Source organism: Micromonospora cathayae (assembly GCF_028993575.1).
Lineage (GTDB): Bacteria > Actinomycetota > Actinomycetes > Mycobacteriales > Micromonosporaceae > Micromonospora > Micromonospora cathayae.
Genome location: NZ_CP118615.1, coordinates 4,981,128 through 5,007,977 on the forward strand (window position 1 = coordinate 4,981,128; position 26,850 = coordinate 5,007,977).

The following is a 26,850-nucleotide window of genomic DNA, read 5'->3' on the forward strand; positions in this document are numbered from 1 at the left end:
GTCACACCCCCACCCGCAGAACCGCCTCCCGCAACCGGTCGTCCCACGACGCCGGCACACACCGCAGATCCAACAACAACCGACCCCGCACCACCCGACCCACCACCGACGGCTCACCCGTCCGCAGCGGCTCCGCGAACCCCGCCGGCAACGCCACCGCCCACGACGGCAACTCCACCCCCGGCGCGCCCCCACCACCCACCACCGACACACACGCCACCACGTCCGCCGCGCAACCCGCCGCCACCAGGGCGTCCCGCAACCGCTCCGCCCGCCCCCGCAACACCACCGGATCCGCCCGCAACGCCACCCACGTCGGCGACACCGGACCCCGTACCGTCGCCGCCAACGCCGCCAACGTCAACTTGTCCACCCGCAACGCCCGCGCCAACGGATGCCGCCGCAACCGCTCCACCACCTCCACCGACCCCAACACCAGCCCCGCCTGCGGCCCACCCAACAACTTGTCACCACTGGCCGTCACCAACGCCGCCCCCGCCCGCAACGCCCCCGCCGCATCCGGCTCCTGCGGCAACAACGGATCCGCCGCCAACAACCCCGACCCGATGTCCACCACCACCGGCACCCCCAACGACACCAACTCCCGCACCGACACCGCCGACGTGAACCCCGACACCACGAAATTCGACGGATGCACCTTCAACACGAAACCCGTCCGCTCCCCCACCGCCGCCGCATAATCCGCCACCGACGTCCGGTTCGTGGTCCCCACCTCCCGCAACCGCGCCCCGGCACTCTCCAGCAACTCCGGCAACCGGAACCCGTCCCCGATCTCGACCAGCTCACCCCGGCTGACCACGATCTCCCGACCCGCCGCCAACACCGCCGCCGCCAACACCAACGCCGCCGCACCGTTGTTCACCACATGCACCGCCTGCGCGTCCGGCACCGCCGCCGCCAACGCCGCCAACGCGTCCCGACCCCGCCGCGCCCGCCGCCCCGAAACCAGATCCAACTCCACGTCCGTATGACCGGCCGCCGCCACCAACGCCGCCACCGCAGCCTCCGACAACGCCGCCCGACCCAGGTTCGTGTGCAACACCACCCCGGTCGCGTTCACCACCACCCGCGGCACCGGCGTCGACAACCCCGCCAACACCGCCTCCCGCACCTGCCCAGGATCGATCTCACCGCGCCGCACCCGCTCCTGCGCACCGACGACCGCGGCCTTCACCCGATCCCGCCCGAACTCGGCCACCGCCGCCACCACCAGCGGATCCGCCAACAACACGTCGGTACGCGGCACCCGCCGCCGAGGATCCACCACCCCGTCGGACATCACGTCATCTCCACAAGACAGGCTGACGGAGACGGACGGGAATCGAACCCGCCTGGCCCGGATCCCGGGCCACACCGGTTTTGAAGACCGGGAGGGGCACCAGCCACCTGAACGCCTCCACGCAGCAGTCAACCACAACCCCCGGTCGACCGCCCCGGTCAGCCCTCCCCGGCCGCCCGCCGCGCCAACCGCTCCCGCTGCGGCACCACCGTGTACCGCGGATCCCGCGCCGACGCCACCCCACCATGGAAGATCCCGAACCGGGTACACACCGACGCCGCCAGCAACGCCGCCCCCGACACCACCGACACCACCCGACTACGCCGACCCAGCAGCGCCCCCACCACCCCCACCGCCGTCAACACCCGACCAGCCCGCAACAACCGACCAGCCCGACCCACCGCGTACGGCTCACTCAACAACCCCAACCGCGTCTCCACCCGATGCGCCCCCCACAACTCCAACGCCGCCCCCGCCACCGCCAACCGCCGCGCCGGCCCCGCCTCACCCGGCGACGCCGCCACCAACCCCACCCCCGCGCCACTGGCCAACGCGCTCCCCGCGAAGATCACCGGCAACTCCGGATACGCCTCATGCCACGACGGCACCGCCGTGTCCGCCAACAACACCCCCGTGTACGTCGCCAACGCCGGCGCCGACACCGCCGCCACCAACCCCGCCACCTGCCCCACCGGCGGCAACACCCGCCGACCCACCCCCCACACACCCCGCTCCGGCAACCACGACGCCACCTCGGAAACCGCCGCCACCCCCGCCGCCGGACCGAACACACTCAACACCCACGTCCCCACCGACATCGGCGACGTCACCTTCACCACCCGCAGCATGTGATGGAACCGCGCCGGCCGCCCCAGATCAGCGATCAGGAAGTACGCACTCGCCCCCACCGCCACCAACGACGTCACCCGCCCCGCCCGCCGCAACACCGGCCGACCCGTCAACTGCCCACCCGCCGCCACCAACGACGACCCCGCCGCCAACCCACCCGTGAACAGATACGCCGCGATGTCCCACGTCCACACCGGCTCCTTCAACACCGGACGCCCGTAGTACGACGTGAACTCCGCCGGCGGCACCGCCAACCGCTCACCACCACCCCGCCCACCCCGCCCCGAGCGCGCACCGGACGGCTGGCCCGGACGGTCACCCCGACCGCCCACCCCGGCACCGGCACCAGGCACGCCAGCAGCAGCAGCCGACCCACCCGACGCCGAACCGGCAGCCGCGACCACCCACCGCCGCAACCGCCCCCACACACCACCACTCACGACGAACCACCCACGAACGACGCCACCACCGCCGCCACCATCGCCACCGCAGCCACCCCCGCCCGCCGCCACATCCGCGGCAGATCACGCGTCGTCACCACCGGATCCGGCGGCAACCCATACACCTCAGGCTCATCCAACAACAAAAAGAACGCCCCGTCCCCACCCACCCCGTCCCCCGGATCATGACCGTACAACCGCGCCCCCGACACCCCCCGCTCCCGCAACACCGCCACCCGCTCCTCCGCCCGCTCCCGCAACCGCGCCAACGGCCCGAACTGGATCGACTCCGTCGGACACGCCTGCGCACACGCCGGCGTCAACCCCGCACCCAACCGGTCATAACACAACGTGCACTTCCACGCCCGCCCATCACCCGCCCGACGATCGATCACCCCGTACGGACACGCCGAAACGCAATACCCACACCCGTTGCAGATGTCCTCCTGCACCACCACCGAACCGAACTCCGTACGGAACAACGACCCCGTCGGACACACGTCCAGACACGCCGCATGCGTGCAGTGCTTACACACATCCGACATCATCAACCACCGAAAATCCGACCGCTCCTCCACACCCGACAACCGACCCGGCGGCCCCGAACCCGGCATCCCCAGAAACTCACCACCACCCGCCCCCCGCACCGCCGCACCCGCATCCCCCGACGGCACCCCCGGCTCCGTACCACTGTCACCCACCACCTGAGCCGCCACCGCCGCACCACCGGCAGAACCCGCCGACGACGACTGCTCCACGAACGCCACATGCCGCCACGAATTCGCCGTCAACGCCCCCGTGTTGTCATACGACATCCCCAACAGGTCGAACCCCGACGACGGCACCCCGTTCCACTCCTTGCACGCCACCTCACACGCCTTACAACCGATACACACACTCGTGTCCGTGAAGAAACCCACCCGCTCCGGCGCACCCACCCACCCCGCATCCGGCGCCGGATCCACCGGACCGAAAAAACTGTTCCCCTCAGACATCACCATCACCGGTCCCCTCCGACGTCACGATCGGCGGCACCCCGCCCCCGTCCACCATCCCCGCCCGCCGCCGGTAATCCGCCACCAACTCCCGCAACGCCACACCCCTCGGCCGCCGCCCCGCCACCACGTCACACGTACCGATCTTGCTCTCCTGAATCAACACATTCGGATCCAACGTGATCCCGAACAGGTCGTTCGCCGAATCCCCCGTCACCAGACCCTCCGAACCGAAGTGATACGGCAACCACACCTGATGCACCACCCGACCCTCCACCCGCAACGGCACCAACCGGTCCGTCACCAACACCCGCGCCTCCACCACCGCCCGCCCCGACACCAGATGCGCCCACCCCAGATGCACCAGACCCCGCTGCGCCGCCAACTCCGGCGACACCTCCACGAACAACTCCGGCTGCAACTCCGCCAACGGCCCCACCGTCCGCGACATCCCACCCGCCGTGTGATGCTCCGTCAACCGCGACACCGTGAACACGAACGGAAACACCTCCGCATGCGCCTGCGGCGGCGACGGATTCACCGAGTTCACCGGATGCCGGTACACCTTCCGCGTCGGATTACCCTGCTGCCCGTACAACGCGTTACGCACCGGCGACTCCGCCGGCTCGAAATGCGTCGGCAACGGCCCGTCCAACACCCCACTCGGCGCATACAACCAACCCTTGCCGTCACCCTGCATCACGAACGCGTCGTCACCCGCGATCCCCGCCGGACCCGACGCCCCCTCCGGCGGCCGATACGACGGCGGCTTCGTCCGCTCGAAATCCGGCACGTCGTACCCGGTCCACGCACCAGCCTCGGCATCCCACCACACGTACTTCTTGCGCTCGCTCCACGGCCGGCCCTCCGGATCGGCCGACGCCCGGTTGTACAACGTGCGCCGGTTCAACGGCCACGCCCAACCCCACTCCGCCGCCACCCAGTCCTGCTCCAACCGCGACCGCCGCCGCGCCGCCTGGTTCACCCCGTCGGCGAACACCCCCGCATAGATCCAACATCCCACCGCCGTCGACCCGTCATCGGCCGCCTCCGCGAACGACGACAACAACCGGCCCGACCCCACCTCGAACCCGTTGATCTCCCGCAGCACCGCCTCCGCACTCGGCTCCGCCTCCGGACCATGCGTCGGATAATCCCAGGTCAGATCCAACAACGCCCGGTCCCGGGGCTTCGTCGAACCCGCCAGCCGCTCCCGCAGCCGCCGCCCCAGGTGATAGAAGAACCACAACTCCGACCGACAGTCACCCGGCGGATCCACCGCCTTCTCCCGCCACTGCAACAACCGCTGCGTCTGGGTGAACGTGCCCTCCTTCTCCACATGCGACGCCGCCGGCAGGAAGAACACCTCCGTCCGACACTCCTGCGGCACGATCTCCCCGGACTCCACCTCCGGCCCGTTCCGCCAGAACGTCGCACTCTCGATCATGAACAGGTCCCGGACCACCAACCAGTCCAGGTTCGCCATCCCCAACCGCTGCGCCCGACCGTGCGCCGACCCCACCGCCGGGTTCTGACCCAACAGGAAGTACCCCTTCACCTTCCCGTCGATCATGTTCAACACCTGCTGGTACGTACCATGATCACCAGTCAGCCGGGGCAGGTACCCGTAACAGAAGTCGTTCTCCGGCGTCGCCGCATCCCCCCAGTACGCCTTCAACAGACTCGCCCCGTACGCCCGCGCGTTACCCCAAAACCCCTTCTGCCCCGGATGCGCGATGCTCCCCACCCACTCGCCGAACGTCGGATGGTCCGCGTGGTGCGGCATCGGCAGATACCCCGGCAGCAGATTGAACAACGTCGGAATGTCCGTCGACCCCTGGATACTCGCGTGCCCCCGCAACGCCAGGATCCCCCCACCCGGACGACCCACGTTGCCCAACAGCAACTGGATGATCGCCCCCGTCCGGATGTACTGCACCCCCACGCTGTGCTGCGTCCACCCCACCGAATAGATCAGGCACCCGGTCCGCTCCCGACCCGAGTTCTCCGTCCAGGCCCGCGCCAACTCCAGGAACCTGTCCTGCGGAATCCCGCAGACCCGCTCCACCATCTCCGGCGTGTACCGCGCGAAATGCCGCTTCAGGATCTGGTACACGCAGCGCGGATGCTGCAACGTCTCGTCCCGCTGCACCTGACCGGCCACCCGCGGCCCGTGCGACTCGTGCTGCAACCCGGCCGCGACGTCCCGCTCCTTCGCCGTGTGCCCACTGCCCGAATCGCCCTCGTGCCCCGCGTACTGCCAGCTGTCCTGCACGTAACTGCCGGTCTCCGGATCGAACCCGGAGAAGAACCCGTCCCCGTCCTCGGCGTCGACGAAGTCCGCACTGACGATGGTCGCCGCGTTCGTGTACGCCAGCACGTACTCCCGGAAGTCCAGCTCGTTCTCCAGGATGTACCGGACCACCCCACCCAGCAGCGCGATGTCGGTACCCGCCCGGATCGGCAGGTACGTGTCCGCCAACGCGCTGGTCCGGGTGAACCGGGGATCGACGTGGAACACCCGGGCGCCACGCCGCTTCGCCTCCATCACCCACTGGAAGCCGACCGGGTGGGCCTCGGCCATGTTCGAGCCCTGGATGACGATGACGTCAGCGTTGGCGACGTCCTGCTGGAAGTCCGTCGCACCACCGCGACCGAAGCTGGCCCCCAGACCGGGGACGGTGGCGGAGTGTCAAATACGGGCCTGGTTCTCGATCTGGATCGCGCCCATCGCGGTGAACAACTTCTTGATGAGGTAGTTCTCCTCGTTGTCGAGGGTCGCCCCACCAAGACTCGAGATGCCCAGCGTCCGGTTCAACGGACGCCCCTGCGCGTCGACGTCCTCCCAGGTGGCGTCACGTGCCGCGAGAATCCGGTCGGCGATCATGTCGAGCGCCGTGTCGAGCTCCAGGTCCTCCCACTCGGTGCCGTACGGCCGCCGGTAACGGACCTTCGTCTGCCGCAGCGGACTGGTCACCAGCGACCTGCTCGCCGAGCCCTTCGGGCAGAGCCGCCCCCGGGAGATCGGGCTGTCCGGATCCCCCTCGATCTGGACGACCTGGTCGTCCTTGACGAACACCCGCTGCCCGCACCCGACCGCGCAGTACGGGCAGACCGAGCGGGCCACCCGGTCGGCGGTCTCGGTACGGGCGGTCAACGCCTTCGAACGGGCGGACTGCGCCGCCGCTCCCCGGCCGAGCGGATCGGTGCCGGTGAGCTGCCGGTAGACCGGCCAACCTTCGATGAACGTCCGTAGACCCATCTCCCGACACCTCCTTCCGGTGTTCCCGGTCGAATCTAGGGCAGCGCGGTTCGTTCTGCGACCCGGGGCGTCGAAACTGGTCCGGCGCGCGCCACCCCCGCTAGGGCATCCTAGGACAATAGGTTGTACGGGATGACTGCCCGGACGGTGGCACCAACCGGCCATCCGGGCGGCCACCGGCGCTACCCTGACTGCATGCAGGGCCTCTCCCCCACCCCGGCCGGCGTGGCGTTCCTGGCCCGCCCGGGTCGCCCCGCCGTGGTCGCACACACCCTCACCGAGCTGGTCGGCCCCCGCCACGGCCTGGTGGAACTGCCACTGCGGCTGATGTGGAGCACCGAACGCACCTTCGACCTCGGTGACCCGGACGACCTGCTCTGGATGTACGAGAACGTGCTGCGGGAGACCACCCGCCGCGAGGACCTGCGACACCTCATCAACGGCGCGACCCTGCGCCGGGTGTGGCGGCGGCTCAACCTCCCCCGGGGCGTCCGGCAGGCCTGGGAGAGCCGCCACCACAGCCTGCGTACCGCGTGAGCACCACTCACCTGGGCGAGTTCTACCGCGAGGTCGCCCGGGTCGCCCTCACCGCGGCCGGGCCGCACCGGTTCGTGCTCGGCGGCGGGGTGGCCTGGGCGGCGCACGGCCTGGTCAGCCGCCCCACCGAGGACGTGGACCTGTTCGCCGACGTCGAGGGCGCCGCCGCCGCGGCGGCGGTGGAGGTGCGGGGCGCGCTGGAACGGGCCGGGTTCACCGTGGCCGACGCCGACCCCGACAGCGACCTGGCCGACCTGTTCGCCGGGTTCGACCAGGACCTGAAGGACTTCGTGGTGACCCGGGGCACCCGGCAGCTCCGGCTCACCCTGGCCCGACTCGACCGGTACCGCAGCCCGGTGGTGATGGACCTGGGGCCGGTGATGGACGTCCGCGACCTGGTGGCCAGCAAGACCGCCGCGCTGGTCAACCGCCGGGAGGTCCGCGACTACATCGACGTGGCCGCCGCCCTGGAGCACTACCCGGTCGCCGAGCTGCTGGACCTGGCCCGGCAGCTGGACCCCGCCCTGGACCCCGAGGACGTCCGGGCCGCCGGCCGCTACCTGGACACCCTGCCCGAACGGCGGTTCGCCCGCTACGGCCTGGACGCCCCACAGGTGCGCCGGCTGCGGGAACGGCTCGCCGGCTGGCCGCGCTGACCGGGTCCCGGCGACCCCCTCAGTCCACGACCGCCGTCGCTTCGACCTCGACCAGGACGTCGGGTTCGAAGAGAGACGCGACGCCGATGAGCGACGCCGGGGGCAGCGGCTGCGGGAGCGCGAGCTGTCCCGCGACGTCCTGTACGCCGGCCAGGAAGTCGTCGATCCGCTCCGGCGACCAGTCGGTGACGTAGAAGGTCAGGCGGACGACGTCCGAGAAACTCGCTCCGCCGCCGGCCAGACCGCGCGCCGTGTTGCGCAACGCCTGGGCGACCTGGCCGCGGAGGTCACCGGGGGCGACCGGCCGGCCCGCCTCGTCGCGGCCGATCTGCCCGGCGACGTACACGTGCCGCGAGCCGGACGCGACCGCGACGTGGTGGTACGGGACGGGCTGCATCAGGCCCGACGGGGACGAGAGCTGCACGCTCATGGTGGATCCTTCCTCGAATCACTACTGGGTATCTAGTTGATACCTGGTGTTCCGAGGAAACTTCAACGAGACTAGGTGTCATGACGGAAACCGCCCACCACCTCCACGTCACTGCGGCGCACCGGGAACTGCTGGACCAGGTGCTCGACAAGTGGTCGCTGGAGGTGTTGAACACCCTCTGCGAACGGCCCACCCGGTTCAACGAACTCCGGCACGCCATCCCGGCCGTCTCGCAGAAGTCGCTGAGCGCCACCCTGCGCCGGCTGGAACGCAGCGGCATCGTGGAACGACGGGTCATCGCCACCCGGCCGGTCGCCGTCGAGTACCGCATCACACCGCTCGGCAAGACGCTCCGGCAGCCGATCGACGTCCTCCTGGACTGGGCCGACCGGCACCTGCCCGCCATCGAGGCGGCACGCCGGGCGTACGAGCAGGCCGACCCGACCCGGCCCTGACCGGGCCCGGGACGTCACCATGGCGGTGGTACGACCCACCGGATCGTGGGCCGTACCACCGGACCCGCCTAACTGATCGGCTTGCCCCCGGTCACGCCCAGCACCTCGCCGGTGATGAAGCTCGACTCCTGCGAGGCGAAGAAGACGTACGCCGGCGCCAGCTCGGCCGGCTGACCGGCCCGCCCCATCGGGGTGTCCGCGCCGAACGACTCCACCTTCTTTTCCGGCATGGTCGCCGGGATCAGCGGCGTCCAGATCGGGCCGGGCGCCACCGCGTTCACCCGGACGCCCTGCTCGGCGAGGTCCTCGGCGAGCGCCTTGGTGAAGTTGGCGATGCCCGCCTTCGTGGTGGCGTAGTCCAGCAGCTGCGGCGACGGCTGGTACGCCTGGATCGACGACGTGTTGATGATCGCCCCACCGTCCGGCAGGTGCGGCACCGCCGCCTTGGACAGCCAGAACATCGCGTACAGGTTGGTCTTCAGCACCCGGTCGAACTGTTCGGTGGTGATCCCGGCGATGCCCTTGTCCTGGGCCATCTGGTAGGCGGCGTTGTTCACCAGGATGTCGAGGCCGCCGAGGTCGGAGACCGTCCGGTCGACCAGCGACTGGCAGAACGCCTCGTCGGTGATGTCGCCGCGCACCGCGACGCCGCGCCGGCCGGCCTCCTCGACCAGGCGTACCGTGTCGCGGGCGTCCGCGTCCTCCTCCTCGCCCAGGTAGGAGATCAGCACGTCGGCGCCCTCCCGGGCGTACGCGATGGCCACCGCCCGGCCGATGCCGGAGTCACCGCCGGTGATCAGCGCGCGCTTGCCCTCCAGACGGCCACTGCCCCGGTACGTCTCCTCGCCGTGGTCGGGCTTCGGCCGCATCTGCCGGGTCGAACCCGGCGGCGACTGCTGCTGCTCCGGCTGCTCCTGCGGGTACTGGCCCTGCGGGTCCTGCTGGGTGAACTGGTCTTCGCTCACTGCCTGTCTCCTCGCGCACCTCGGACGGCCGGTCCTGACCTGCCGTACCCTGCGGCGACGTCCGGAAACAGGGGTGCTGTCCGGTCCGGCGACCCGATCGGGCAGACACCAGGGACGGATCGCCCGACCGGCGGGGGAATCAGCCGACGCGGGCCGGCGTCCGGGGTGCCGGCAGCCGGTCCAGCAGGGCGAGGGCGGCGCGCACCGGCGGCCGGGTCAGCGTCTCGTCGAAGCTCGCCCGGCCCTGGCAGAACCGGACGAACATCCGCCACCCCGGCGGCGTTGCCAGCAGGGCGTGGAACACCTCCGGCCGGCGGGCGAAGACGTCCAGCAAGCGGTGGCCGGCCCGCATCGACGGCACCAGGTCGGTGTGCACCGCCCGGACGTACCGGTCCGGGTCGGCGGCGGCGACCGCCGTGCCGGCCAGCGCGCCGGAGCGCAGGGCGTAACTGATCCCCTCCCGGCTCCACGGCTCCAGCAGGCCGGCCGCGTCCCCGGCGACCAGCACCCGGCCCCGGCGCAGCGGCGCGTCGTCGGCCCGGCACCGGGTCAGGTGCCCCGAGTCGTGCGCCGGCTCCAGCCCGGACAGGCCGAGCCGGTCGAGGAAGTCACGCAGGTAGGCGCGGGTCCGGTCGCCCTCACCACGCGCCGCGATCACGCCGACGGTGAGCCGGTCGCCCTTGGGGAACACCCACGCGTACGAGCCGGGGATCGGCCCCCAGTCCAGCAGCAGCCGGCCGCGCCAGCGGGCCTGCTCGGCCGGGGGTACCGGCAGCTCCCACTCCAACCCGAGGTCCACCTGCCGGTACGTGACGCCGACGTGCCGGGCGCTGACCCCGGAGGAGCCGTCCGCGCCGACGGCGTACCGGGCGGTGACGGTGTCCCCGTCGGCCAGCCGCAGCCGGACCCCGTCGGCGTCCTGCTCGACGGCGCGGACCGGCGCACGCTCCCGCACCTCGGCTCCGGCGTCGGTGGCGGCCTGCCGCAGCCGCAGGTCGAACTCCTCCCGGCGGACCATCTCCACCAGCGGCGTGGGGTGCCGGCGGGTGAACTCGCGGCGGCCGTCCCGGGTGAAGGTGACCCGGTCGACCCGGTCGTGGGCCGGCACCTCGATCCGTCCGTCGACGGCAGCGAGGGAGGTGCCGATCAGCCCGCCACCGCAGGTCTTGTAGCGGGGATGGGTGGCCCGCTCGACGACCAGGGTGCGCGCGCCGGCCCGGGCGGCGGCGTACGCGGCGCTCAGACCGGCCGGGCCGGCTCCGATGACGACACAGTCCCAGACGATCACCCAGGCAGCCTAGGCCACCCCGGTCCCGCCGGGCCGACCGGACGCGCGGGGCCGGAACCGCCCGAACCGGGGAGCATCAACGCCGGCCCGGGGGGTAACCGAGGCGGCGGACACCGCCCGGCGGGGGCGGGTGGGCCGAAGGAGGACGCCATGCAGCAGATCCAGCTCTCGGAACTGGAGGAACGGGTCTACCAGGCGGTGTACGCCCTCGAGACGCGTGGGCAGGTGCCGTACCCGGCGGTGATCGCGGAGGAGTCCGGGTTGACCGAGGAGCAGATCGTCACCCCGCTGCGGCTGCTGTCGGAGAAGAACCTGCTGCACCGGGAGGACTCGCCGATGGCGGGCTTGGACTTCGGTCCCCGCTGGTGCGCCCGGCAGATGGCGTGACCCGGCCGGCACCGTTTGCCCGACGCGCGGCCGGGTAGCGGTCGGGGGTGCGTGATCACGACCGGCGGGGGCCGGCATGAGCGGGAACGGACCGTCGGCCCGGACCGGCACCCGGGGACGCTGGCCGGCGCTCGCCGTCGGCCTGGTCGCGGTGTTCATGACCCTGCTGGACGTCAGCATCGTCAACGTGGCCGTCCCGTCGATCGAGCGGGCGCTGGGCGCGACCCCCAGTGACCTGCAGTGGATTCTCTCCGGGTACGCGTTGACCTTCGGGCTGGTGCTGGTGCCCGCCGGGCGGCTCGGGGACACCCGGGGCCGGCGGAAGGCTTTCGTCGTCGGTGTCGCGCTGTTCACGGTGACCAGCGCGGCGGCCGGCCTCGCCACCTCACCCGGCTGGCTGATCGCCGCCCGGCTGGTCCAGGGGGCCGCCGCCGGCCTGGTCAATCCGCAGGTCACCGGGCTGATCCAGCAGCTGTTCCAGGGTCCGGAACGGGGCCGCCCGTTCGGGTTGCTCGGTGCCACCATCGGTATCTCCACCGCGGTCGGACCGCTGCTGGGCGGTCTGCTCATCGCGCTGGGCGGTGAGGCGCACGGCTGGCGGTGGGTGTTCTTCGTCAATGTGCCGGTGGGGATCGTCGCGGTGGTGCTGGGCTGGCGGCTGCTGCCGACCACGGCCGAGGGACGCGGGGCCGGACGCCGTTCCCTGGATCCGGTGGGGGTGCTGCTGCTCGGCACCGGCGTCGTCCTGCTCCTGCTGCCGCTGGTGCAGCGGGAACAGTGGTCCGGGCCGGGGAAGTGGGCGCTGATTCCCGCCGGGCTGGTCGCGCTCGCCGCCTTCGCCGCCTGGGAACGGTGGTACGCCGAGCCGCTGTTCGACCTGCGGCTGTTCCGGTTGCGGTCGTACGCGCTGGGGTCGCTGATCGCGCTGGTCTACTTCGGCGGGTTCACCGCGCTGTTCTTCGTCTTCACCCTGTACCTGCAGATCGGGCTCGGCTACAGTGCCCTGGTCGCCGGCCTGGCGATCACCCCGTTCGCGCTGGGGTCGGCCGCCGCGTCCGCGCTGGGCGGCCGGGTGGTCAACCGGTACGGTCGCCCGCTGGTAACCGTCGGTCTGGTGACCGTGGTGGCGGGGCTCGGTGCGGTCCAGCTCGCCCTGCTGTTCGTACCGGACGCGCCGGTGCCCCTGGTGACCGCCCTGCCGTTGCTGGTCGCCGGGCTGGGCAGTGGCCTGGTGATCACACCGAACCAGACCCTCACCCTGGCCCAGGTTCCGGTGCCCGAGGCGGGTAGCGCGGCCGGCATGCTCCAGACCGGCCAGCGGCTCGGCTCGGCGGCCGGCATCGCCGCCGTCGGGTCGGTGTTCTTCTCGTCCCTGGCGTCCAGCGGCGGTCAGTGGTCGGTGGCCTTCCGGCACTCCCTGCTGCTCGCCACCGGCATCATCGCGCTGACCCTGGTGGCGGCCCTGCTCGACACCCACCGTCACCGGCGGGCCCGGCGCTGAACAGCGGGTCCGGCGTCGGACAGCCGAACGGGCCGGTACCCCCTGTGCGGGTACCGGCCCGTTGGTAACTCAGCTGTTCCAGTGCGCGGCGACCAGGTCAGCGGCCTGCTTCTCCCACTGCGCGTAGTGATCCGGGAACGCCGACACCTGCACCTTCTGCGCGGCCTGGGTCAGCGGCATGTCCTGCCAACCGTCGACCTGCTTCAGACCCTTCAGGAACGCCGTCGTCGAGTACTCGGGGTCGGTGATCTGCTCCACCGTGCCCCAACCACTGGACGGACGCTGCTGGAACAGACCCTGCGAGTCATGGTCGTTACGGTCACCCAGATGACCCAGGTTCTCCAACTTCGACTCCTGCAGACTCGTCGCGATCGCGACCACGGCGGCCCGCTCGTCCATCCCGGCCTTCTTCGTGGCCTCCACGATGGCCTTCGCGTTCGCGGTCTGCTCCGCGTTCAGCGGGACACTCGACTGACCAGCCGGCGTACCGTGCGGCAGCAGCTTGCCGGTGTCCGGCTTGCTCTCCGCCACCGCCACCGGAGCGGCAGCGGTCGAGGTGGTGGACTCGTCCAGGGCTCCAGCGACCGGGCCGGCGACCACACCGCCGGCGAACGCCAGGCCCGCGACACCGAGAACCGTCTTGCGCAGCAGCATCGAGTTCATGGGGGTTACTCCTTCGGGGGTCGGCACACCCGACAGGGGGAAGGGTGTGCGAGCACCGTCCGGCGCCCATCAGCAAGGGGGACCCCGGGCGGGAGCGGTGGTCCGCTCGCACCGCGCCGGGTCTAGGTGTAACGACCGTCGGGCCGCCGGCATTCCGTCCACCCGCAAGGTCGGGGCAGGTCAGCGGGCCTGCTACCGCGGCCGTCGGTAGGTGTAACGACCCCGCGCCGGCACCCATTCCCCGGCCCGGCCGCCCGCGCCCGGGTACGGCCGGGCCGATCCGGACATCTGGCGCACCGGGGCACAATGGCGTCGCGGGAGCCGACGGCCCGGTCGGGTGGAACGACATCTGCCCAACCCGGCGCGAAAGGTGCCGGAACGTTCGGTTCCGGGGCAGCGGAGCCCGGAGATGACCAGTAGGACATAGGCCATGACGAATACCCTCGACCGTCGTGCCGTGCTGCGGATCGCCGGGGCCTCGACCGGCACCGCCGTCCTCACCGCCGCCCTCACCACCACCGGCCCCGCCCACGCCACCGCCAGCGTGTTCCGGCACGGCGTCGCCTCCGGTGACCCGCTCCCCGACGGCATCCTGCTCTGGAGCCGGGTCACCCCCACCGACGAGGCGCAGCCCGGCTCCGGGGCCGGCCCGGACGTACAGGTCACCTGGCAGGTCGGCACGGATCCGGACTTCGCGACGATCGTCGCGCAGGGCACCACAGCGACCGGCCCGGCCCGCGACCACACGATCAAGGTCGCGGTGGACGGGCTGACCCCGGCCACCACCTACTGGTACCGGTTCGGGTACGGCGACGCGTGGTCGCCCACCGGCCGGACCATGACCGCTCCCCCACCGGACGCGGCGGTCGACCGGCTCCGGCTGGGAGTGGTCTCCTGCGCCAACTGGGAGGCCGGCTACTTCTCCGCGTACCGGCACCTGGCCGCCCGGGGTGACCTGCACCTGGTGGTCCACCTCGGTGACTACCTCTACGAGTACGGCACCGGTCAGTTCGACGCCGGTGGCACGGTGGTCCGGCCGGTACGGCCCGTCCACGAGGTGCTCACGCTCGCCGACTACCGGGTCCGGCACGCCTGCTACAAGACCGACCCGGACCTGCAGGCGCTGCACGCCGCGCTGCCCTGGGTGATCACCTGGGACGACCACGAGGTCGCCAACGACCAGTGGTCCGGCGGGGCGGAGAACCACACCCCGGGCGTGGAGGGCGACTTCGCGGCCCGGCTGGCCGCCGCCCGGCAGGCGTACTTCGAGTGGATGCCGGTCCGGGCCGGGGCGAACGGGGCGATCCACCGGCGGCTGCGGTTCGGGCAGCTGGCCGAGCTGTCCATGCTGGACCTGCGGTCGTACCGGTCGGCGCAGGCGTCCGGCACCGCGGTCGACGACCCGAACCGGACCATCACCGGCGACGACCAGATGTCCTGGTTGAAGGCGGGGCTGACCGGCTCCACCGCACGTTGGAAGCTGGTCGGCAACCCGGTGATGATGGCCCGGCTCGACCTGGGTTCGCTGCCGGCCTGGCTGCTCGGCCCGCTGCGGGAGCTGCTCGGCATCCCGCAGAACGGCGCGGTGCTCAACCCGGACCAGTGGGACGGGTACAACGCCGACCGCAACGAGCTGGTCGACCACCTGCGCGCCAACCGCACCCGGGACGTGGTGTTCCTGACCGGGGACATCCACACCTCGTGGGCCAACGAGGTGACCACCCGATCGACCGTGCTGTCCGGACCGGCCGCCGCCGAGTTCGTGGTGCCCTCGGTGACCAGCGACAACATCGACGACTTTCTGGGGCTGCCGCCGGGCAACTCGCTCAGCGTGCTCGGCGCGTCGGTGATCCGGGCCACCAACCCGCACGTGCGCTGGACCGAACTGGACGGGCACGGCTACGGGGTGCTGGAGGTGACGCCGCAGCACTGCCGGATGGACTGGTACCGCCTGGCCGAGCGGACCAGCCCGACCAGTGGCAGCTCGTGGGTGGCGGGGTGGTCGGTGGCGACCGGCTCGTCCCGGCTGCGCCAGGAGTACACGCCGCTGCCCTGAGTACGGGTTGCCCTGAGCAGCCGGCCGGCCGGGCCCCGCGCGACGACGGGACCCGGCCGGACCGGGTGTCACCAGACCTGCTGGACGATCTCCGCGGCCTGCTCCTCCCACTGCGCGTACGCGAACGGGTAGGCCGAGACCTGCACGGTCTGCGCGGCCACGGTCAGCGGGGCCTGCTGCCAGCCGTCGACCCGCTTGAGGGCCTCGAAGAACGCCGTCGAGGCGTACTCGGGGTCGGTGACCTGGTCGGGCGTGCCCCAACCACTGGACGGGCGCTGCTGGAACAGCCCCTGCGAGTCGTGGTCGTTGTACGCGCCGAGGTGACCCAGGTTGTAGAGCTTCGACTCCTGGAGGGCGGTGGCGACGCCGATCACGGCGCCCCGCTCGCCGACACCGGTCTCCCGGGCCGTCTCGACGATCTCCCGCGCGTTGTCCAGCTGGGCGTCGTCCAGCGGGATGCGGGACTGGACGCCCTGCACGCCGTGCGGGACGAGCCGGTCCGGGTCGGGACGCTCGGTCGTGACCGGCCCGGCCTGCACGGCGGGGACGGCGGTGGTGGTGCCGGTGGCGAGCGCGATGGCGGCCACCGCGTCGGGGTGCGGCGTACCGGTCACCTGGCCGGCGTACGCGGCGGGGCCGACGGCCAGCCCGCCGAGGACGGCGACACCGGCGACGCTGAGGACGGCCCTGCGGTACGAGGTCTTCGCGATGGCCGGGAGCCATCGGGTGAGGTGCTGCTGCACGATGGTTGCCCTTTCGATCGGTGGACATGTGCCGGGGGATCTGCCGTACCGACCCGGGGGTTCAGGGTCCGGGGGTACGGGGTACACAACCCGGCTGACCTGTCGGGCATTCCGGAAATGTCGGCCAGCGGCAGGACCGCTGCGGGCCGGGCAGCGTGGCCGGCAGGCGAGTGGCCCGGTGGCCGGCGACCTGCCGGCGGACCGGACGACCTGCCCTCACCGCCCGAAGCGGGCCGGTACACCGGGCCACGAACCGGACACCGCGCCGCCGTAGGCCCGGAACCTACCGTCGCAGGGCCCGCCGTAACCGAAGGCCCGGAACCTCACCGTCGTGAGGCCCGCCGTACCGGACCAGGACGTGCCAGAGCTGCTTGAGGTGCTGGTGGGTGACCGCCGCCGGCCCCCGGTCGGCCCAGCGGTCCGGCTCGGTCACCAGCGACGCGGCGGCCCGCCCGATCAGCGCGGCGTCGATCACGGCGCCCGGCTGCCCGAACTCGGCCAGCACCCGCGCCGCCAGCGGCGGGATCGCCGGCCCCCGGAAATCGGCGTCCACCCGGTCGACGGGGAGCACGAAACCGTCGTGCCAGCGCAGCTCGAACCCGCACCGGTCGGCGAGGTCCACCAGGGCCGCCCCGCAGCGCGTGCCCCGGAACGACGGGTCGGCCACCAGGGCCTCCACGTCGCGGGTCAGCACGACGTCGCCGTGCACCTGGGCCTCCACGTAGTCGTCCAGCGCGCGTACCGCCGCGCCCGGTGCCCAGGCGGCCCGTTCCGGCCGGCGCAGCAGGGTCCGCACCAGGGTGGCGACGTCCATCCCGGCGACGCCGAGACTGACGCCCTGCTCGTCGGTGGCGCGCAGCAGGGCGGCGAGCACCGGCTCGAACGCATCGAGCGTGCCCAGGTGCGCCGCGCCGAGATGGCTGTCACCAAAGCAGAAGGTGGTGCGGGCCAGCACCGCCGGCCGCAACCGCAGATGGCAGGAACCGAACCGGGGGCACGCCCCGTCCGGGTGGCCGAGCAGGTCCAGGCCGCCGTACTTCGGCCGCTCCGCCGGCCGTACCCCGGCGGCCTGGTACGCCCCGCCGAACAGTGCCTCCTCCCAGCGGTCCCGGTCCCCGCCGGGGAACGCGGTCAACCCGCCGCCGGAGACGCCGGTCTCGAACTGGCTGCGGTAGTGGCCCACCTCGGACAGGGCGTCGATCACCGTGCGTCCGTCGGCGAGGAGCCGGTCCGGGTGGAAGTTCACGGTGACCCGGGCGCCCCGGGCGATCGCGGTGATCAGCTGCTCCGGGTCGGGGCAGACACCGGAACCGGCCAGGACGCGGGCGATCGACGCCAACGCGTCGGGCCGGTCCCGCCGGGCGGTCGCGCGGACGTGCCGCAGCGCCGCCCGCTGCGCGGCGGTCAGCGTCGCGTCCGCCTCGGTCTCCGTCTCGGCCGGAGCGGACGGACCGGGGACCGCCGGGGCGGAGAGACCGGGAATGGCCGGGCCGGGGACGGCCGGGGCGCAGGGGCCGTGAGCAGCCGGGGTCGCCGGGCCGGGGGTGGTCGGGGAAGCATCCACGTCGGCGAGTATGCGCCGCCGCCGGTCCGGGCCACCGCCGGTTTTCGGCCGACGTCCGCGGCGCGCACCGGCCCGGCCCTGGCGGCCGGTCGGGTGGTGCACCGCGCGGACCGGCGGCCACCGGCGGCTGGCGCGCCCCGGGTCAGCCGGGGCGCGCCAGCTGCCGGCAGGCCCGGGTCAGTGGCCCGGTGCCGGCGGCCGGCAGGCCCGGGTCAGTGGCCGCGCGCCAGCCACTCGTCGAGGTGCGGGGCCTCCGCGCCGATGCTGGTGCTGTCCCCGTGTCCGGTGTGCACCACGGTCTCCGGTGGCAGGGTCAACAGCCGCTCCCGGATCGAGGTGACGATCGTGCCGAAGTCGCTGTACGACCGGCCCGTCGCGCCCGGACCCCCGGCGAAGAGGGTGTCGCCGGTGAAGACCACCCCGAGCTGGGGGGCGTGGAAGCTGCACGCCCCGGGACTGTGGCCGGGGGTGTGCAGCACGTGCAGGATGGTGCCGCCGACCTCGACGGTGTCGCCGTCGCGCAGCTCCCCGTCCGGGGCGGTGTCCGGGTGCACCATGTCCCACAGCACCCGGTCGGCCGGGTGCAGCAGCACCGGCGCGCCGGTGGCCCGGGCCAGCTCGGGGGCCACCCGGACGTGGTCGTCGTGGGCGTGGGTGGCGAGGATCGCCCGGACCCGCCGCCCGGCGACCGCGGCGAGGATCGCCTCGACGTCGTGCGGGGCGTCGAGCACCACGCACTCGGCGTCGTCACCGACCACCCAGACGTTGTTGTCCACGTCGAAGGTCTGGCCGTCGAGGGAGAAGGTGCCGCTGGTGACGGCGTGGTCGACCCGGGCCGCCATCAGAGGACCACCACCGAGCGGAGCACGTCACCGGCGTGCATCCGGCCGAACGCCTCCTCGACCTGGTCCAGGCCGATCTCCTCGGTCACGAAGGCGTCCAGGTCCAGCCGGCCCTGCAGGTACAGCTCGGTCAGCAGCGGGAAGTCGCGGCTGGGCAGGCAGTCGCCGTACCAGCTCGACTTGAGCGCCCCGCCCCGGCCGAAGACGTCCAGCAGCGGCAGGTCGACGGTCATCTCCGGGGTGGGCACCCCCACCAGGACGACCGTGCCGGCCAGGTCGCGGGCGTAGAACGCCTGTTTCCAGGTCTCCGGGCGGCCGACCGCGTCGATGACCACGTCCGCGCCGAACCCGCCGGTGGCCGCGCGGATCGCCTCGACCGGGTCCTCCGCGCTGGCGTCCACCACGTGGGTCGCGCCGAACTTCCGGGCCCAGTCGAGTTTGCGGGGGTCCCGGTCGACGGCGACGATGGTGGTGGCCCCGGCCAGCGTCGCGCCCGCGATCGCCGCGTCGCCCACCCCGCCACAGCCGATGACGGCCACCGAGTCGCCGCGGGTCACCCCGCCGGTGTTCATCGCCGCGCCGAGCCCGGCCATCACGCCGCAGCCGAGCAGGCCCACCGCGGCCGGTCGGGCCGCCGGGTCGACCTTGGTGCACTGGCCGGCGTGGACCAGGGTCTTCTCGGCGAAAGCGCCGATGCCCAGGGCCGGCGACAGCTCCGTACCGTCGGTGAGGGTCATCTTCTGGGCGGCGTTGTGCGTGTTGAAGCAGTACCAGGGCCGACCCCGGCGGCAGGCCCGGCAGTCGCCGCAGACCGCCCGCCAGTTGAGGACCACGAAGTCACCCGGCGCGACCCCGGTGACCCCCTCGCCGACCTGTTCCACGATGCCGGCGGCCTCGTGGCCGAGCAGGAACGGGTAGTCGTCGCTGATGCCGCCCTCCCGGTAGTGCAGGTCGGTGTGGCACACCCCGCAGGACTGGACGCGGACGATGGCCTCCCCCGGCCCGGGATCGGGCAGCACGATGGTGGTGACCTCGACCGGTGCGCCCCTGCGCCGCGAGATCACTCCCCGGACTTGCTGGCTCACGCTCTCCCCCTCTGCTCCGCCGCGACGCCGCGCCGGTACGTCGATCATGTCCTTCTGGCAACCTACTCCGCTGCCCGCGCCCCGGCCCAGCACGCGGCGGTCGTGCTGCCCGGTGGTGCGCCTGTCGCTGGCCCCGTCACGGAGAAGCTGAGGAATCCACCGGTTCGCCCCCGCGTGCCGTGACCGGACACCCGGTAAGGGTCCGACAGAATTCCGGAATGCTGCATCACCGGTGGCTGTTCGCCGACCAACTCGGGCCGCACTTCCTCGACGACGACCGCCAGCCGGTGCTGCTGATCGAGACAAAAGGGATCTTCCGCGCCCGGCCGATGCACCGGCAGAAGGCGCACCTGATCCTCTCCGCGCTCCGGCACCGGGCGGCCGAGTTGGGTGAGCGGGCGCTGCTGGTCCGGGCCGAGACGTTCCGGGAGGGGCTGCGCCAGGTGACGACCGGACCGGTCGAGGTGTGCCATCCGACGTCCCGGGCCGCGCTGCGGTTCGTCCGCTCCGTCGACGGTCTGACCGTACTGCCGCCACGCGGGTTCCTCACCCGGTTCGACGACTTCACCGAGTGGGCGGACCGCGGTCGCCGCGCGCCGTTGCGGGTGGACGACTTCTACCGCTTCGCCAGGAAACGACACCGGATCCTGACGTCCGGCCGTCCCGCGTCGGCTGGGCGCGCCACCCCCGTGCCGACGGCTCCGCTCCCGCCGCCACCGGCCGTCGTCGAGGACGACATCGACGCCGGGGTACGCCGGGACCTGGACCGGTGGGCCGCCGAAGGGATCCGGTTCGTCGGGCGGGACGCGCCCCGGGCGTACCCGGTCACCCACGCCGAGGCCACCGCCCGGCTGCGGCACTTCCTCACCCACCGGCTGCCGGCATACGGGCGGCACCGGGAGGCCCTGCGCCCCGACGACCCGACGCTGGCGCACAGCCTGCTGTCGTCGTCGCTCAACCTGGGGCTGCTCGACCCGGCGGAAGTGGTCCGGGCGGTCGAGGCGCGGTACCGGACGGGTCAGGTGCCCCGGTCGGCGGCCGAGGCGTTCCTGCGGCAGCTCGTCGGTTGGCGGGAGTTCCTCTGGCAGCTTTACTGGTACTTCGCCCCGGCCTACCGGGGCCGGGACTGGTTGCCCGCGACCGGGCCGCTGCCGGACTGGTTCCGTGATCTCGACGCCGATACGGTACGGGCCCGCTGCCTGGCCGATACGCTCCGCGCCGTCCGGGACACCGGTTGGGCCCACCAGACCCGACGCCTGCTGGTGCTGGGCAACCACGCGCTCCAGCAGGGTTGGCGACCCGACGAGTTGACGGCCTGGTTCCGGGACAGCTTCGTCGACGGCACCGACTGGGTGATGAACGCGACCGTGGTCGGCATGAGCCAGTACGCGGACCTGGCCCGGATCGACACCCGCCCGTACGCGGTCGACGGCCGGCACCTGGCCGACCTCGGGGCCGACTGCGCGGGGTGCCGGTACCGGCCGGAGCAGGCCGTCGGCCCGGACGCCTGCCCGTTCACCGGGGGTTTCGAGGCGTTCCTGGACCGGAACCGCACCCGGCTGGCCGGCGATCCCCGGTTCGCCGCCGCACTGGCCGGCCGGGACGACCGCGCACGGCACGGGGCGGCACCTCAGGAGGAGGCCCGGGAACACGCCGCGCCCTGACCCGGTGACCCGGGCCGGAGCGGGTTCACGCCCCGGGTGCGGCGGCGCTCCGGCGCCGGGCGGCCCGGCGGGCACCGAGGGCGAGCAGCCGGCCGTACGAGGCGGGCAGCAGCCGGGCCAGCAGATCCGGCACGGTCGCCGACCAGCCGACGAGCACCCGGCCCCGGCGACGCCGCGCCCCCTCGATGATCTTCTCGGCGGCGTCCGCCGGGTCGATGGTGAGCAGCTTCTCGAACTGCCGCCGGCCGGCCTCGTACTCGTCCGGATCGACGCCGCTGCCGACCCTGGCGGCCGCGGCGATGCCGGTGCGGATGCCGCCCGGGTGCACGCAGGTGACCCCGATGCCGTCGTCGACGAGTTCGTGGCGCAGTGCCTCGGTGAAGCCCCGGACGGCGAACTTGCTGGCCGCGTAGGCGGCCTGGCCGGCCGGGGCGATCAGGCCGAAGAGGCTGGAGACGGTGACCAGGTGGGAGCCGGGGTCGGCCTTCAGGGCGGGCAGCAGCGCGTGGGTCAGCTGCACCACCGCCCGGAAGTTGACGTCGATCACCCAGCCGAACTCGGCCAGGGTGACCTGGTCGAACCGTCCGCCCAGGGCGACCCCGGCGTTGTTGACCAGCAGCCGGATCCGGGGATGGGCGGTCCGGACCACCTCGGCGATCCGGGCGGTGTCGTCGGCGTCGGCCAGGTCGACCACGTGGGTGTCGACCCGCAGGTCGGGGTGGGCGGCCCGGACGGCGGCGGCGACCGCGGCGAGCCGCTCGGCGTCCCGGTCGAGCAGGACGAGGTGACTGCCCCGGCGGGCCAGGCCGTGGGTGAGGGCCGCGCCGATCCCGCCGGCCGCGCCGGTGACCACGGCCGTGCCGCCGGGCAGGACGAGGTCACGCACCGGGTCCCCCGGCGGTGACCGGGGTGGACGCGCGGGAGAAGACCACCCCGTCGTCGAGGGGGCCGTACCGCATCAGCCAGACGTCCCGGGGATAGTTCTGGTGCAGCCGCCAGGGCGCGGCGGGCCCCTGCTTGGGCAGCGCGTCCACGCTGCGCAGCACGTAGCCGGCGGTCAGGTCGATGATCGGTGACAGCTTGTCGGTGTCCGGGGCCAGTGGGGTGCAGACCTGGTGTCCGTGCCGGTCCAGGTGTTGCAGCAGCCGGCAGACGTACCCGGCGACCAGGTCGGCCTTGAGGGTCCAGGAGGCGTTGGTGTAGCCGAGGGTGAGGGCGAAGTTCGGCACCCCGGAGAGCATCATGCCCTTGTAGGCGACGGTGCGGGCCAGGTCGATCCGGGTACCGTCCACGGTGAGCTCCATTCCGCCGATGGCGAGCAGGTTCAGGCCGGTGGCGGTGACCACGAGGTCGGCCGGGAGGTCCCGCCCGGAGGCGAGCCGGATGCCGGTGGCGGTGAAGGTGTCGACGGTGTCGGTGACCACCGTGGCCCGGCCGGACCGCACGGCGGTGAACAGGTCACCGTCGGGGACCACGCAGAGCCGCTGGTCCCAGGGGTCGTAGCGGGGCGAGAAGTGCCGGTCGACGTCGTAGCCGGCGGGCAACTGCCGGCGGACGCCCCGGCGCAGCACCGACCGGGCCAGTCCGGGCGCGCGCCGGCTGAACCGGTAGGTCAGGGTGCCGGCCAGGACGTTCTTGGCGCGGACCAGCGGGTAGGCGAGCCGGGCCGGCAGCCGGCGGCGCAGCGCGTCGGCGAGGACGTCCCGCGACGGCAGGGCGATCACGTAGCCGGGTGAGCGTTGCAGCATGGTCACGTGGGCGGCGTGCTCGGCCAGCGCCGGGACGAGGGTGACCGCGGTCGCGCCGCTGCCGATCACGACCACCCGCGCGCCGGTGTGGTCGAGGTCGGCCGGCCAGTGCTGCGGGTGCACGATCCGCCCGGTGAACCGCTCGACGCCGGGCAGCGGCGGGGTGTACCCCTCGTCGTAGCGGTAGTAACCGGTGCAGACGTACAGGAACGCGCAGGTGAGGGTGACCGTCGTGGCGGTGTCGGCGCGGTGCGCGTGGACCGTCCAGCGGGCGTCGGCGCTGGACCATTCGGCGGCCACCACCCGGTGGCCGAAGCGGATCCGCTCGTCGATCCGGTACGCGCGGGCGGTGTCGCGGACGTACCGGCGGATCGATTCGCCGTCGGCGATGGCCTTCGGGTCGGTCCACGGCCGGAAGGAGTAGCCGAGGGTGAACATGTCCGAGTCGGAGCGGATGCCCGGGTAGCGGAACAGGTCCCAGGTGCCGCCGATGGCGTCGCGGGCCTCCAGGACGGTGAAGGTCTTCTCCGGGCAGCTGCGACGCAGGTGGCAGGCCGCGCCGACGCCGGAGAGACCGGCGCCGACGATGAGCACGTCCACGTGGTCCGCCGCCATGCCGCCCTCGCTTCCACGCTCCGTGACCGCCGGTCGACGGACCGACGCCACTACCGGACAGTAACGACACCGCCCGGACCGGTCAACGTCGGCTGCCGGCGGGGTGCGGTCAGCCGCTCTGGCCCGGCGCGAGGTAGCGGTAGCGGTCGCCGACGGTCTCGGTGAACCAGCCGTCGACGCTGGCCAGGCCGCGCTCGTTGAGCTGCGCGTCGTGGATCGGGAACACCCGTTCCGCGGTCACCGTGACCGCGAAGTCGATCGCCTCGGTCAGCTTGAGCCAGGACGCCTGCGCCGGCACCAGCAGCGTCTCCACCGGCACGTCCGGCGGGCACAGCGAGTCGCCGGGGTGGTAGAGCCGGTCGTCGACCAGGTAGCCGAGGTTGGCGCAGTCGGGCTGCCCACCGTGGATGGTGGCGTGCCGGCCACCGAAGGCGGTCACCGCGAAGCCGGCGGCGGTGAAGCGCTCCCCGGCCCGGACCCGGACCACCGGCAGCGGCACCGGGCCGGCCAGTCGGGCGTCTTCCGGCAGGTACACCGGCACGCCCAGCCCGGCCAGCCTCAGCACGTCGACGTGGTCGGTGTGCTCGTGGGTGACCAGGACGGCGTCCGCGCCGGCCAACGCCCGGGGCTCGCTCCAGGTGCCCGGGTCGACGACCAGCACCCGGCCGTCGAGCTCCAGGCGCACGCAGGAGTGGGTGAACTTGGTGACCTTCACCGGGGGCACCCTACGCCGAACGCGGCCCGGCTGGTGGCCCGCGTGGTCAGCCCCGGCGTCGGCTGTCCCGGGGCCCGCGTGGCCAGCACCGGGGTGGGGTACCCGGGAGGTCGGGGCTGCGGCAACCGGCCCGGACGGCCGGTCGGGCCGGGCATGATCGGGGACATGGGCCGACCTTCCGGGCGGGGGCACCGCCGGGTGCCGCACACCGCCGACGTCCGGATCGAGGCGTGGGCGCCGACCCGCCAGGAGTGCCTGGCCGAGGCGGTCACCGCGCTGGTGGCGACGTTCGCCGACACCGGGGACGCTCCGGCGTCCGGTACCGGCGGGTTCACCGTGCCACCCGGACCGGACGAGGACCTGCTGGTGGCGGTACTGGACGAGGTGGTGTTCCGGTTGGAGACCGAAGGTGTCGTCCCGGTGGCGACCGAGGTGGTCGCGGCCGACGACGGAGGGGCGCGGGTGCGCTGGCGGACCGTCGACACCGACGCGGTGACCCCGGTCGGCGCGGTACCGAAGGCGGTGTCGCTGCACGGCCTGCGGTTCGGTCCGGGAGCGTCCGGCTGGTGCTGCGCGGTGACGCTGGACGTGTGACCGTGCCGGCCGGCGGCCGGGTGGGCGACACTGGACGCGCGACCCGGTCTGCCGCCGGGTGGGTCAGCCCTTGACCACGCCCAACGGGACCAGCCGGGCGACCCGGCGGCCCAGGCCGGCGGCCTCGGCCACGTCGACCACCGCGGCGACGTCCTTGTACGCCCCCGGCATCTCCTCGGCCAGGCCACGCCAGGACGCACCGCGCACCGCGATGCCCCGGGCCGCCAGGTCCCGCCGCAGGTCCTGCCCCCGCACCGTGGTGGTGGCCTGCCGGCGGCTGCGGGTCCGGCCGGCCCCGTGGCAGGTGGACGCGAACGCGGGCGCGCCGGGTACCCCGGTCAGCACGTACGAGGCGGTGCCCATCGAACCGGGGATCAGCACCGGCTGCCCGACCGGACGCAGGTCGTCGGGGAGGTCGGGGTGGCCCGGTGGGAACGCCCGGGTGGCGCCCTTGCGGTGTACGCACAGCCGGCGGTCCACCCCGTCGAGCGGATGGTCCTCGATCTTGGCGAGGTTGTGCGAGACGTCGTAGACCAGGTCGAGGCGGCAGCCGGCGACCCGGGTGAACACCCGGCGGGCCGCCTCGGCGAGCAGCTGCCGGTTGGCGCGGGCGTAGTTGGCGGCGGCGGCCATCGCCCCCAGGTACGCCCGGCCGGGTGCGGAGTCCACCGGCGCGCAGGCCAACTGGCGGTCCGGCACCGTGATGCCGTACCGGGGCATGGCGTGTTCCATGGCGCGGACATGGTCGGTGCAGATCTGGTGGCCCAGTCCCCGCGAGCCGCTGTGCACCATCAGGCAGACCTGCCCGGCGCGCAGCCCGAACGCGGTCGCCACCGGCTCGTCGTACACCTCGGAGACGGCCTGGACCTCCAGGAAGTGGTTGCCGGAACCGAGGCTGCCCACCTGGCCCCGGCCGCGCTGTACCGCCCGTTCGCTGACCTGCGTCGGGTCGGCGTCGTCGACCGCGCCGCCGTCCTCGCAGCGGTCCAGGTCCCGGACGACGCCGTGGCCCCGCTCGACGGCGTAGCGGGAACCGCCGCGCAGCACCGCGTCCAGCTCGGCGCGGTCGGCGAGCTGCCAGACCGCGCCCCGTCCCATGCCCCGGGGGATCGCCGCGTCCAGGCCGTCCATCAACGCCCCGCACAGCCGGGGGAACTCGGCGCGGTCCAGGTCGGCGGCGAGCAGCCGCACCCCGCAGGAGATGTCGAACCCGACCCCGCCCGGTGAGACCACCCCGCCGGCGGCGGTGTCCGTGGCGGCCACCCCGCCGATCGGGAAGCCGTACCCCCAGTGGATGTCGGGCATGGCGTACGCGGCGTCGACGATGCCGGGCAGGGTCGCCACGTTCGCCACCTGGTCCAGGGACCGGTCCTCGCCCAGGTCGGGCAGGAGCGGACGGGCGGCGAACACCACTCCGGGTACCCGCATCGGATCGCGCCGGTCGATCCGGAACCGGTACGGCGTCTCCTCCACCAGCTCCACGACGGCGGCCTACC

Annotated in this window: 22 protein-coding genes, 1 tRNA gene and 2 pseudogenes; 8 read left to right on the forward strand and 17 right to left on the reverse strand. The window is 72.9% G+C overall.

The genetic code is table 11. The features are described from left to right. Position 1: 1 nt before the first annotated feature. From selA to fdh, 5 genes and pseudogenes are all read right to left on the reverse strand, one after another. The gene (selA, locus tag PVK37_RS22365) at positions 2-1,300 is read right to left on the reverse strand and encodes an L-seryl-tRNA(Sec) selenium transferase (protein ID WP_275029615.1); all 1,299 of its coding nucleotides are present in this window, start codon (positions 1,298-1,300) and stop codon (positions 2-4) included. A gap of 26 nt (positions 1,301-1,326) precedes the next feature. After that, a tRNA-Sec gene (locus tag PVK37_RS22370) sits at positions 1,327-1,419 on the reverse strand. Between the two features lie 39 nt (positions 1,420-1,458). Next, a complete protein-coding gene (nrfD, locus tag PVK37_RS22375) occupies positions 1,459-2,481 on the reverse strand; it encodes an NrfD/PsrC family molybdoenzyme membrane anchor subunit (RefSeq protein WP_423791103.1) in 1,023 nt (340 codons plus the stop codon). A 104-nt stretch (positions 2,482-2,585) separates the two neighbouring features. Beyond that, positions 2,586-3,584: a 4Fe-4S dicluster domain-containing protein gene (locus tag PVK37_RS22380; protein ID WP_275035213.1), complete on the reverse strand. Its 999-nt coding sequence runs from the start codon at positions 3,582-3,584 to the stop codon at positions 2,586-2,588. Between the two features lie 4 nt (positions 3,585-3,588). Beyond that, positions 3,589-6,846: pseudogene (fdh, locus tag PVK37_RS22385) on the reverse strand (formate dehydrogenase); the annotation flags it as partial. 195 nt (positions 6,847-7,041) lie between these two features. Between fdh and PVK37_RS22390 the strand changes: the two are divergent. Both PVK37_RS22390 and PVK37_RS22395 read left to right on the forward strand, forming a co-directional pair. Next, on the forward strand, positions 7,042-7,383 hold the full coding sequence (locus PVK37_RS22390; RefSeq protein WP_275029618.1) for a hypothetical protein: 342 nt from the start codon (positions 7,042-7,044) through the stop codon (positions 7,381-7,383). Then, on the forward strand, positions 7,380-8,039 hold the full coding sequence (locus PVK37_RS22395; protein ID WP_275029619.1) for a nucleotidyl transferase AbiEii/AbiGii toxin family protein: 660 nt from the start codon (positions 7,380-7,382) through the stop codon (positions 8,037-8,039). Before PVK37_RS22390 ends, PVK37_RS22395 begins: the two co-directional genes overlap by 4 nt. A 19-nt stretch (positions 8,040-8,058) precedes the next feature. Here PVK37_RS22395 and PVK37_RS22400 read toward each other — a convergent pair whose 3' ends face one another. After that, positions 8,059-8,469 carry a RidA family protein gene (locus PVK37_RS22400; protein ID WP_275029620.1) on the reverse strand — a complete coding sequence of 137 codons (411 nt, stop codon included), beginning with the start codon at positions 8,467-8,469 and terminating at the stop codon, positions 8,059-8,061. 80 nt (positions 8,470-8,549) lie between these two features. On the opposite strand from PVK37_RS22400, the gene PVK37_RS22405 reads away from it, so the two are divergent. Then, positions 8,550-8,924: a winged helix-turn-helix transcriptional regulator gene (locus PVK37_RS22405; RefSeq protein ID WP_275029621.1), complete on the forward strand. Its 375-nt coding sequence runs from the start codon at positions 8,550-8,552 to the stop codon at positions 8,922-8,924. A 68-nt stretch (positions 8,925-8,992) separates the two neighbouring features. On the opposite strand, the gene PVK37_RS22410 is transcribed toward PVK37_RS22405, so the two are convergent. Then, positions 8,993-9,889, reverse strand: coding sequence for an SDR family oxidoreductase (locus PVK37_RS22410; protein WP_275029622.1), 897 nt, complete (start codon positions 9,887-9,889; stop codon positions 8,993-8,995). Between the two features lie 139 nt (positions 9,890-10,028). Continuing rightward, a complete protein-coding gene (locus tag PVK37_RS22415; RefSeq protein ID WP_275029623.1) occupies positions 10,029-11,177 on the reverse strand; it encodes a geranylgeranyl reductase family protein in 1,149 nt (382 codons plus the stop codon). A gap of 150 nt (positions 11,178-11,327) precedes the next feature. Here PVK37_RS22415 and PVK37_RS22420 point away from each other — a divergent pair, with 150 nt between their 5' ends. Continuing rightward, entirely contained in the window at positions 11,328-11,564 is a 237-nt protein-coding gene (locus PVK37_RS22420; RefSeq protein WP_275029624.1) for a hypothetical protein, read from the forward strand. A 76-nt stretch (positions 11,565-11,640) separates the two neighbouring features. Then, complete coding sequence (locus tag PVK37_RS22425) at positions 11,641-13,065, forward strand: MFS transporter (RefSeq protein WP_275029625.1); 1,425 nt, start codon at positions 11,641-11,643, stop codon at positions 13,063-13,065. 69 nt (positions 13,066-13,134) lie between these two features. Here PVK37_RS22425 and PVK37_RS22430 read toward each other — a convergent pair whose 3' ends face one another. Continuing rightward, positions 13,135-13,728: a hypothetical protein gene (locus PVK37_RS22430; RefSeq protein WP_275029627.1), complete on the reverse strand. Its 594-nt coding sequence runs from the start codon at positions 13,726-13,728 to the stop codon at positions 13,135-13,137. A 430-nt stretch (positions 13,729-14,158) separates the two neighbouring features. Here PVK37_RS22430 and PVK37_RS22435 point away from each other — a divergent pair, with 430 nt between their 5' ends. Continuing rightward, a complete protein-coding gene (locus tag PVK37_RS22435; protein WP_275029628.1) occupies positions 14,159-15,784 on the forward strand; it encodes an alkaline phosphatase D family protein in 1,626 nt (541 codons plus the stop codon). A 68-nt stretch (positions 15,785-15,852) separates the two neighbouring features. On the opposite strand, the gene PVK37_RS22440 is transcribed toward PVK37_RS22435, so the two are convergent. The 4 genes from PVK37_RS22440 to PVK37_RS22455 form a co-directional block, all read right to left on the reverse strand. Further along, entirely contained in the window at positions 15,853-16,527 is a 675-nt protein-coding gene (locus PVK37_RS22440; RefSeq protein ID WP_275029630.1) for a hypothetical protein, read from the reverse strand. 283 nt (positions 16,528-16,810) lie between these two features. Further along, a complete protein-coding gene (locus tag PVK37_RS22445) occupies positions 16,811-17,935 on the reverse strand; it encodes a DUF3626 domain-containing protein (RefSeq protein ID WP_423791104.1) in 1,125 nt (374 codons plus the stop codon). Between the two features lie 368 nt (positions 17,936-18,303). Continuing rightward, positions 18,304-18,933, reverse strand: a complete 630-nt coding sequence (locus tag PVK37_RS22450) for an MBL fold metallo-hydrolase (RefSeq protein ID WP_275029632.1) — start codon at positions 18,931-18,933, stop codon at positions 18,304-18,306. Further along, complete coding sequence (locus tag PVK37_RS22455) at positions 18,933-20,018, reverse strand: S-(hydroxymethyl)mycothiol dehydrogenase (RefSeq protein ID WP_275029633.1); 1,086 nt, start codon at positions 20,016-20,018, stop codon at positions 18,933-18,935. The genes PVK37_RS22450 and PVK37_RS22455 overlap by 1 nt, the downstream gene beginning before the upstream one ends. Positions 20,019-20,236: 218 nt before the next feature. On the opposite strand from PVK37_RS22455, the gene PVK37_RS22460 reads away from it, so the two are divergent. After that, positions 20,237-21,682, forward strand: coding sequence for a cryptochrome/photolyase family protein (locus PVK37_RS22460; RefSeq protein WP_275029634.1), 1,446 nt, complete (start codon positions 20,237-20,239; stop codon positions 21,680-21,682). Here the strand turns inward: PVK37_RS22460 and PVK37_RS22465 are convergent. The 3 genes and pseudogenes from PVK37_RS22465 to PVK37_RS22475 all read right to left on the reverse strand — a co-directional run bounded on the left by PVK37_RS22465 (position 21,649) and on the right by PVK37_RS22475 (position 24,760). Continuing rightward, positions 21,649-22,568, reverse strand: a pseudogene (locus PVK37_RS22465) (SDR family NAD(P)-dependent oxidoreductase). The gene PVK37_RS22460 and the pseudogene PVK37_RS22465 sit on opposite strands and share 34 nt — an antisense overlap. Next, on the reverse strand, positions 22,561-24,045 hold the full coding sequence (locus tag PVK37_RS22470; RefSeq protein ID WP_275029636.1) for a flavin-containing monooxygenase: 1,485 nt from the start codon (positions 24,043-24,045) through the stop codon (positions 22,561-22,563). The pseudogene PVK37_RS22465 and the gene PVK37_RS22470 overlap by 8 nt, the downstream one beginning before the upstream one ends. 109 nt (positions 24,046-24,154) lie before the next feature. Further along, on the reverse strand, positions 24,155-24,760 hold the full coding sequence (locus tag PVK37_RS22475) for an MBL fold metallo-hydrolase (protein WP_275029637.1): 606 nt from the start codon (positions 24,758-24,760) through the stop codon (positions 24,155-24,157). A gap of 153 nt (positions 24,761-24,913) precedes the next feature. Here PVK37_RS22475 and PVK37_RS22480 point away from each other — a divergent pair, with 153 nt between their 5' ends. Then, the gene (locus PVK37_RS22480; protein WP_341483396.1) at positions 24,914-25,354 is read left to right on the forward strand and encodes an archease; all 441 of its coding nucleotides are present in this window, start codon (positions 24,914-24,916) and stop codon (positions 25,352-25,354) included. A 63-nt stretch (positions 25,355-25,417) separates the two neighbouring features. Here the strand turns inward: PVK37_RS22480 and PVK37_RS22485 are convergent, their stop codons facing one another. Continuing rightward, positions 25,418-26,836: an RtcB family protein gene (locus tag PVK37_RS22485; RefSeq protein WP_275029640.1), complete on the reverse strand. Its 1,419-nt coding sequence runs from the start codon at positions 26,834-26,836 to the stop codon at positions 25,418-25,420. Between the last annotated feature and the right edge of the window lie 14 nt (positions 26,837-26,850).

Bases quoted from the DNA above. Each gene is read 5' to 3' on its own strand.
- PVK37_RS22470 (WP_275029636.1), bottom strand. From the start codon at position 24,045: ATGGCGGCGGACCACGTGGACGTGCTCATCGTCGGCGCCGGTCTCTCC.
- PVK37_RS22405 (WP_275029621.1), top strand. From the start codon at position 8,550: ATGACGGAAACCGCCCACCACCTCCACGTCACTGCGGCGCACCGGGAA.
- PVK37_RS22380 (WP_275035213.1), bottom strand. From the start codon at position 3,584: ATGTCTGAGGGGAACAGTTTTTTCGGTCCGGTGGATCCGGCGCCGGAT.
- PVK37_RS22450 (WP_275029632.1), bottom strand. From the start codon at position 18,933: ATGGCGGCCCGGGTCGACCACGCCGTCACCAGCGGCACCTTCTCCCTC.
- PVK37_RS22425 (WP_275029625.1), top strand. From the start codon at position 11,641: ATGAGCGGGAACGGACCGTCGGCCCGGACCGGCACCCGGGGACGCTGG.
- PVK37_RS22390 (WP_275029618.1), top strand. From the start codon at position 7,042: ATGCAGGGCCTCTCCCCCACCCCGGCCGGCGTGGCGTTCCTGGCCCGC.
- PVK37_RS22430 (WP_275029627.1), bottom strand. From the start codon at position 13,728: ATGAACTCGATGCTGCTGCGCAAGACGGTTCTCGGTGTCGCGGGCCTG.
- selA (WP_275029615.1), bottom strand. From the start codon at position 1,300: ATGTCCGACGGGGTGGTGGATCCTCGGCGGCGGGTGCCGCGTACCGAC.
- PVK37_RS22460 (WP_275029634.1), top strand. From the start codon at position 20,237: ATGCTGCATCACCGGTGGCTGTTCGCCGACCAACTCGGGCCGCACTTC.
- PVK37_RS22400 (WP_275029620.1), bottom strand. From the start codon at position 8,469: ATGAGCGTGCAGCTCTCGTCCCCGTCGGGCCTGATGCAGCCCGTCCCG.
- PVK37_RS22420 (WP_275029624.1), top strand. From the start codon at position 11,328: ATGCAGCAGATCCAGCTCTCGGAACTGGAGGAACGGGTCTACCAGGCG.
- PVK37_RS22435 (WP_275029628.1), top strand. From the start codon at position 14,159: ATGACGAATACCCTCGACCGTCGTGCCGTGCTGCGGATCGCCGGGGCC.
- PVK37_RS22480 (WP_341483396.1), top strand. From the start codon at position 24,914: ATGATCGGGGACATGGGCCGACCTTCCGGGCGGGGGCACCGCCGGGTG.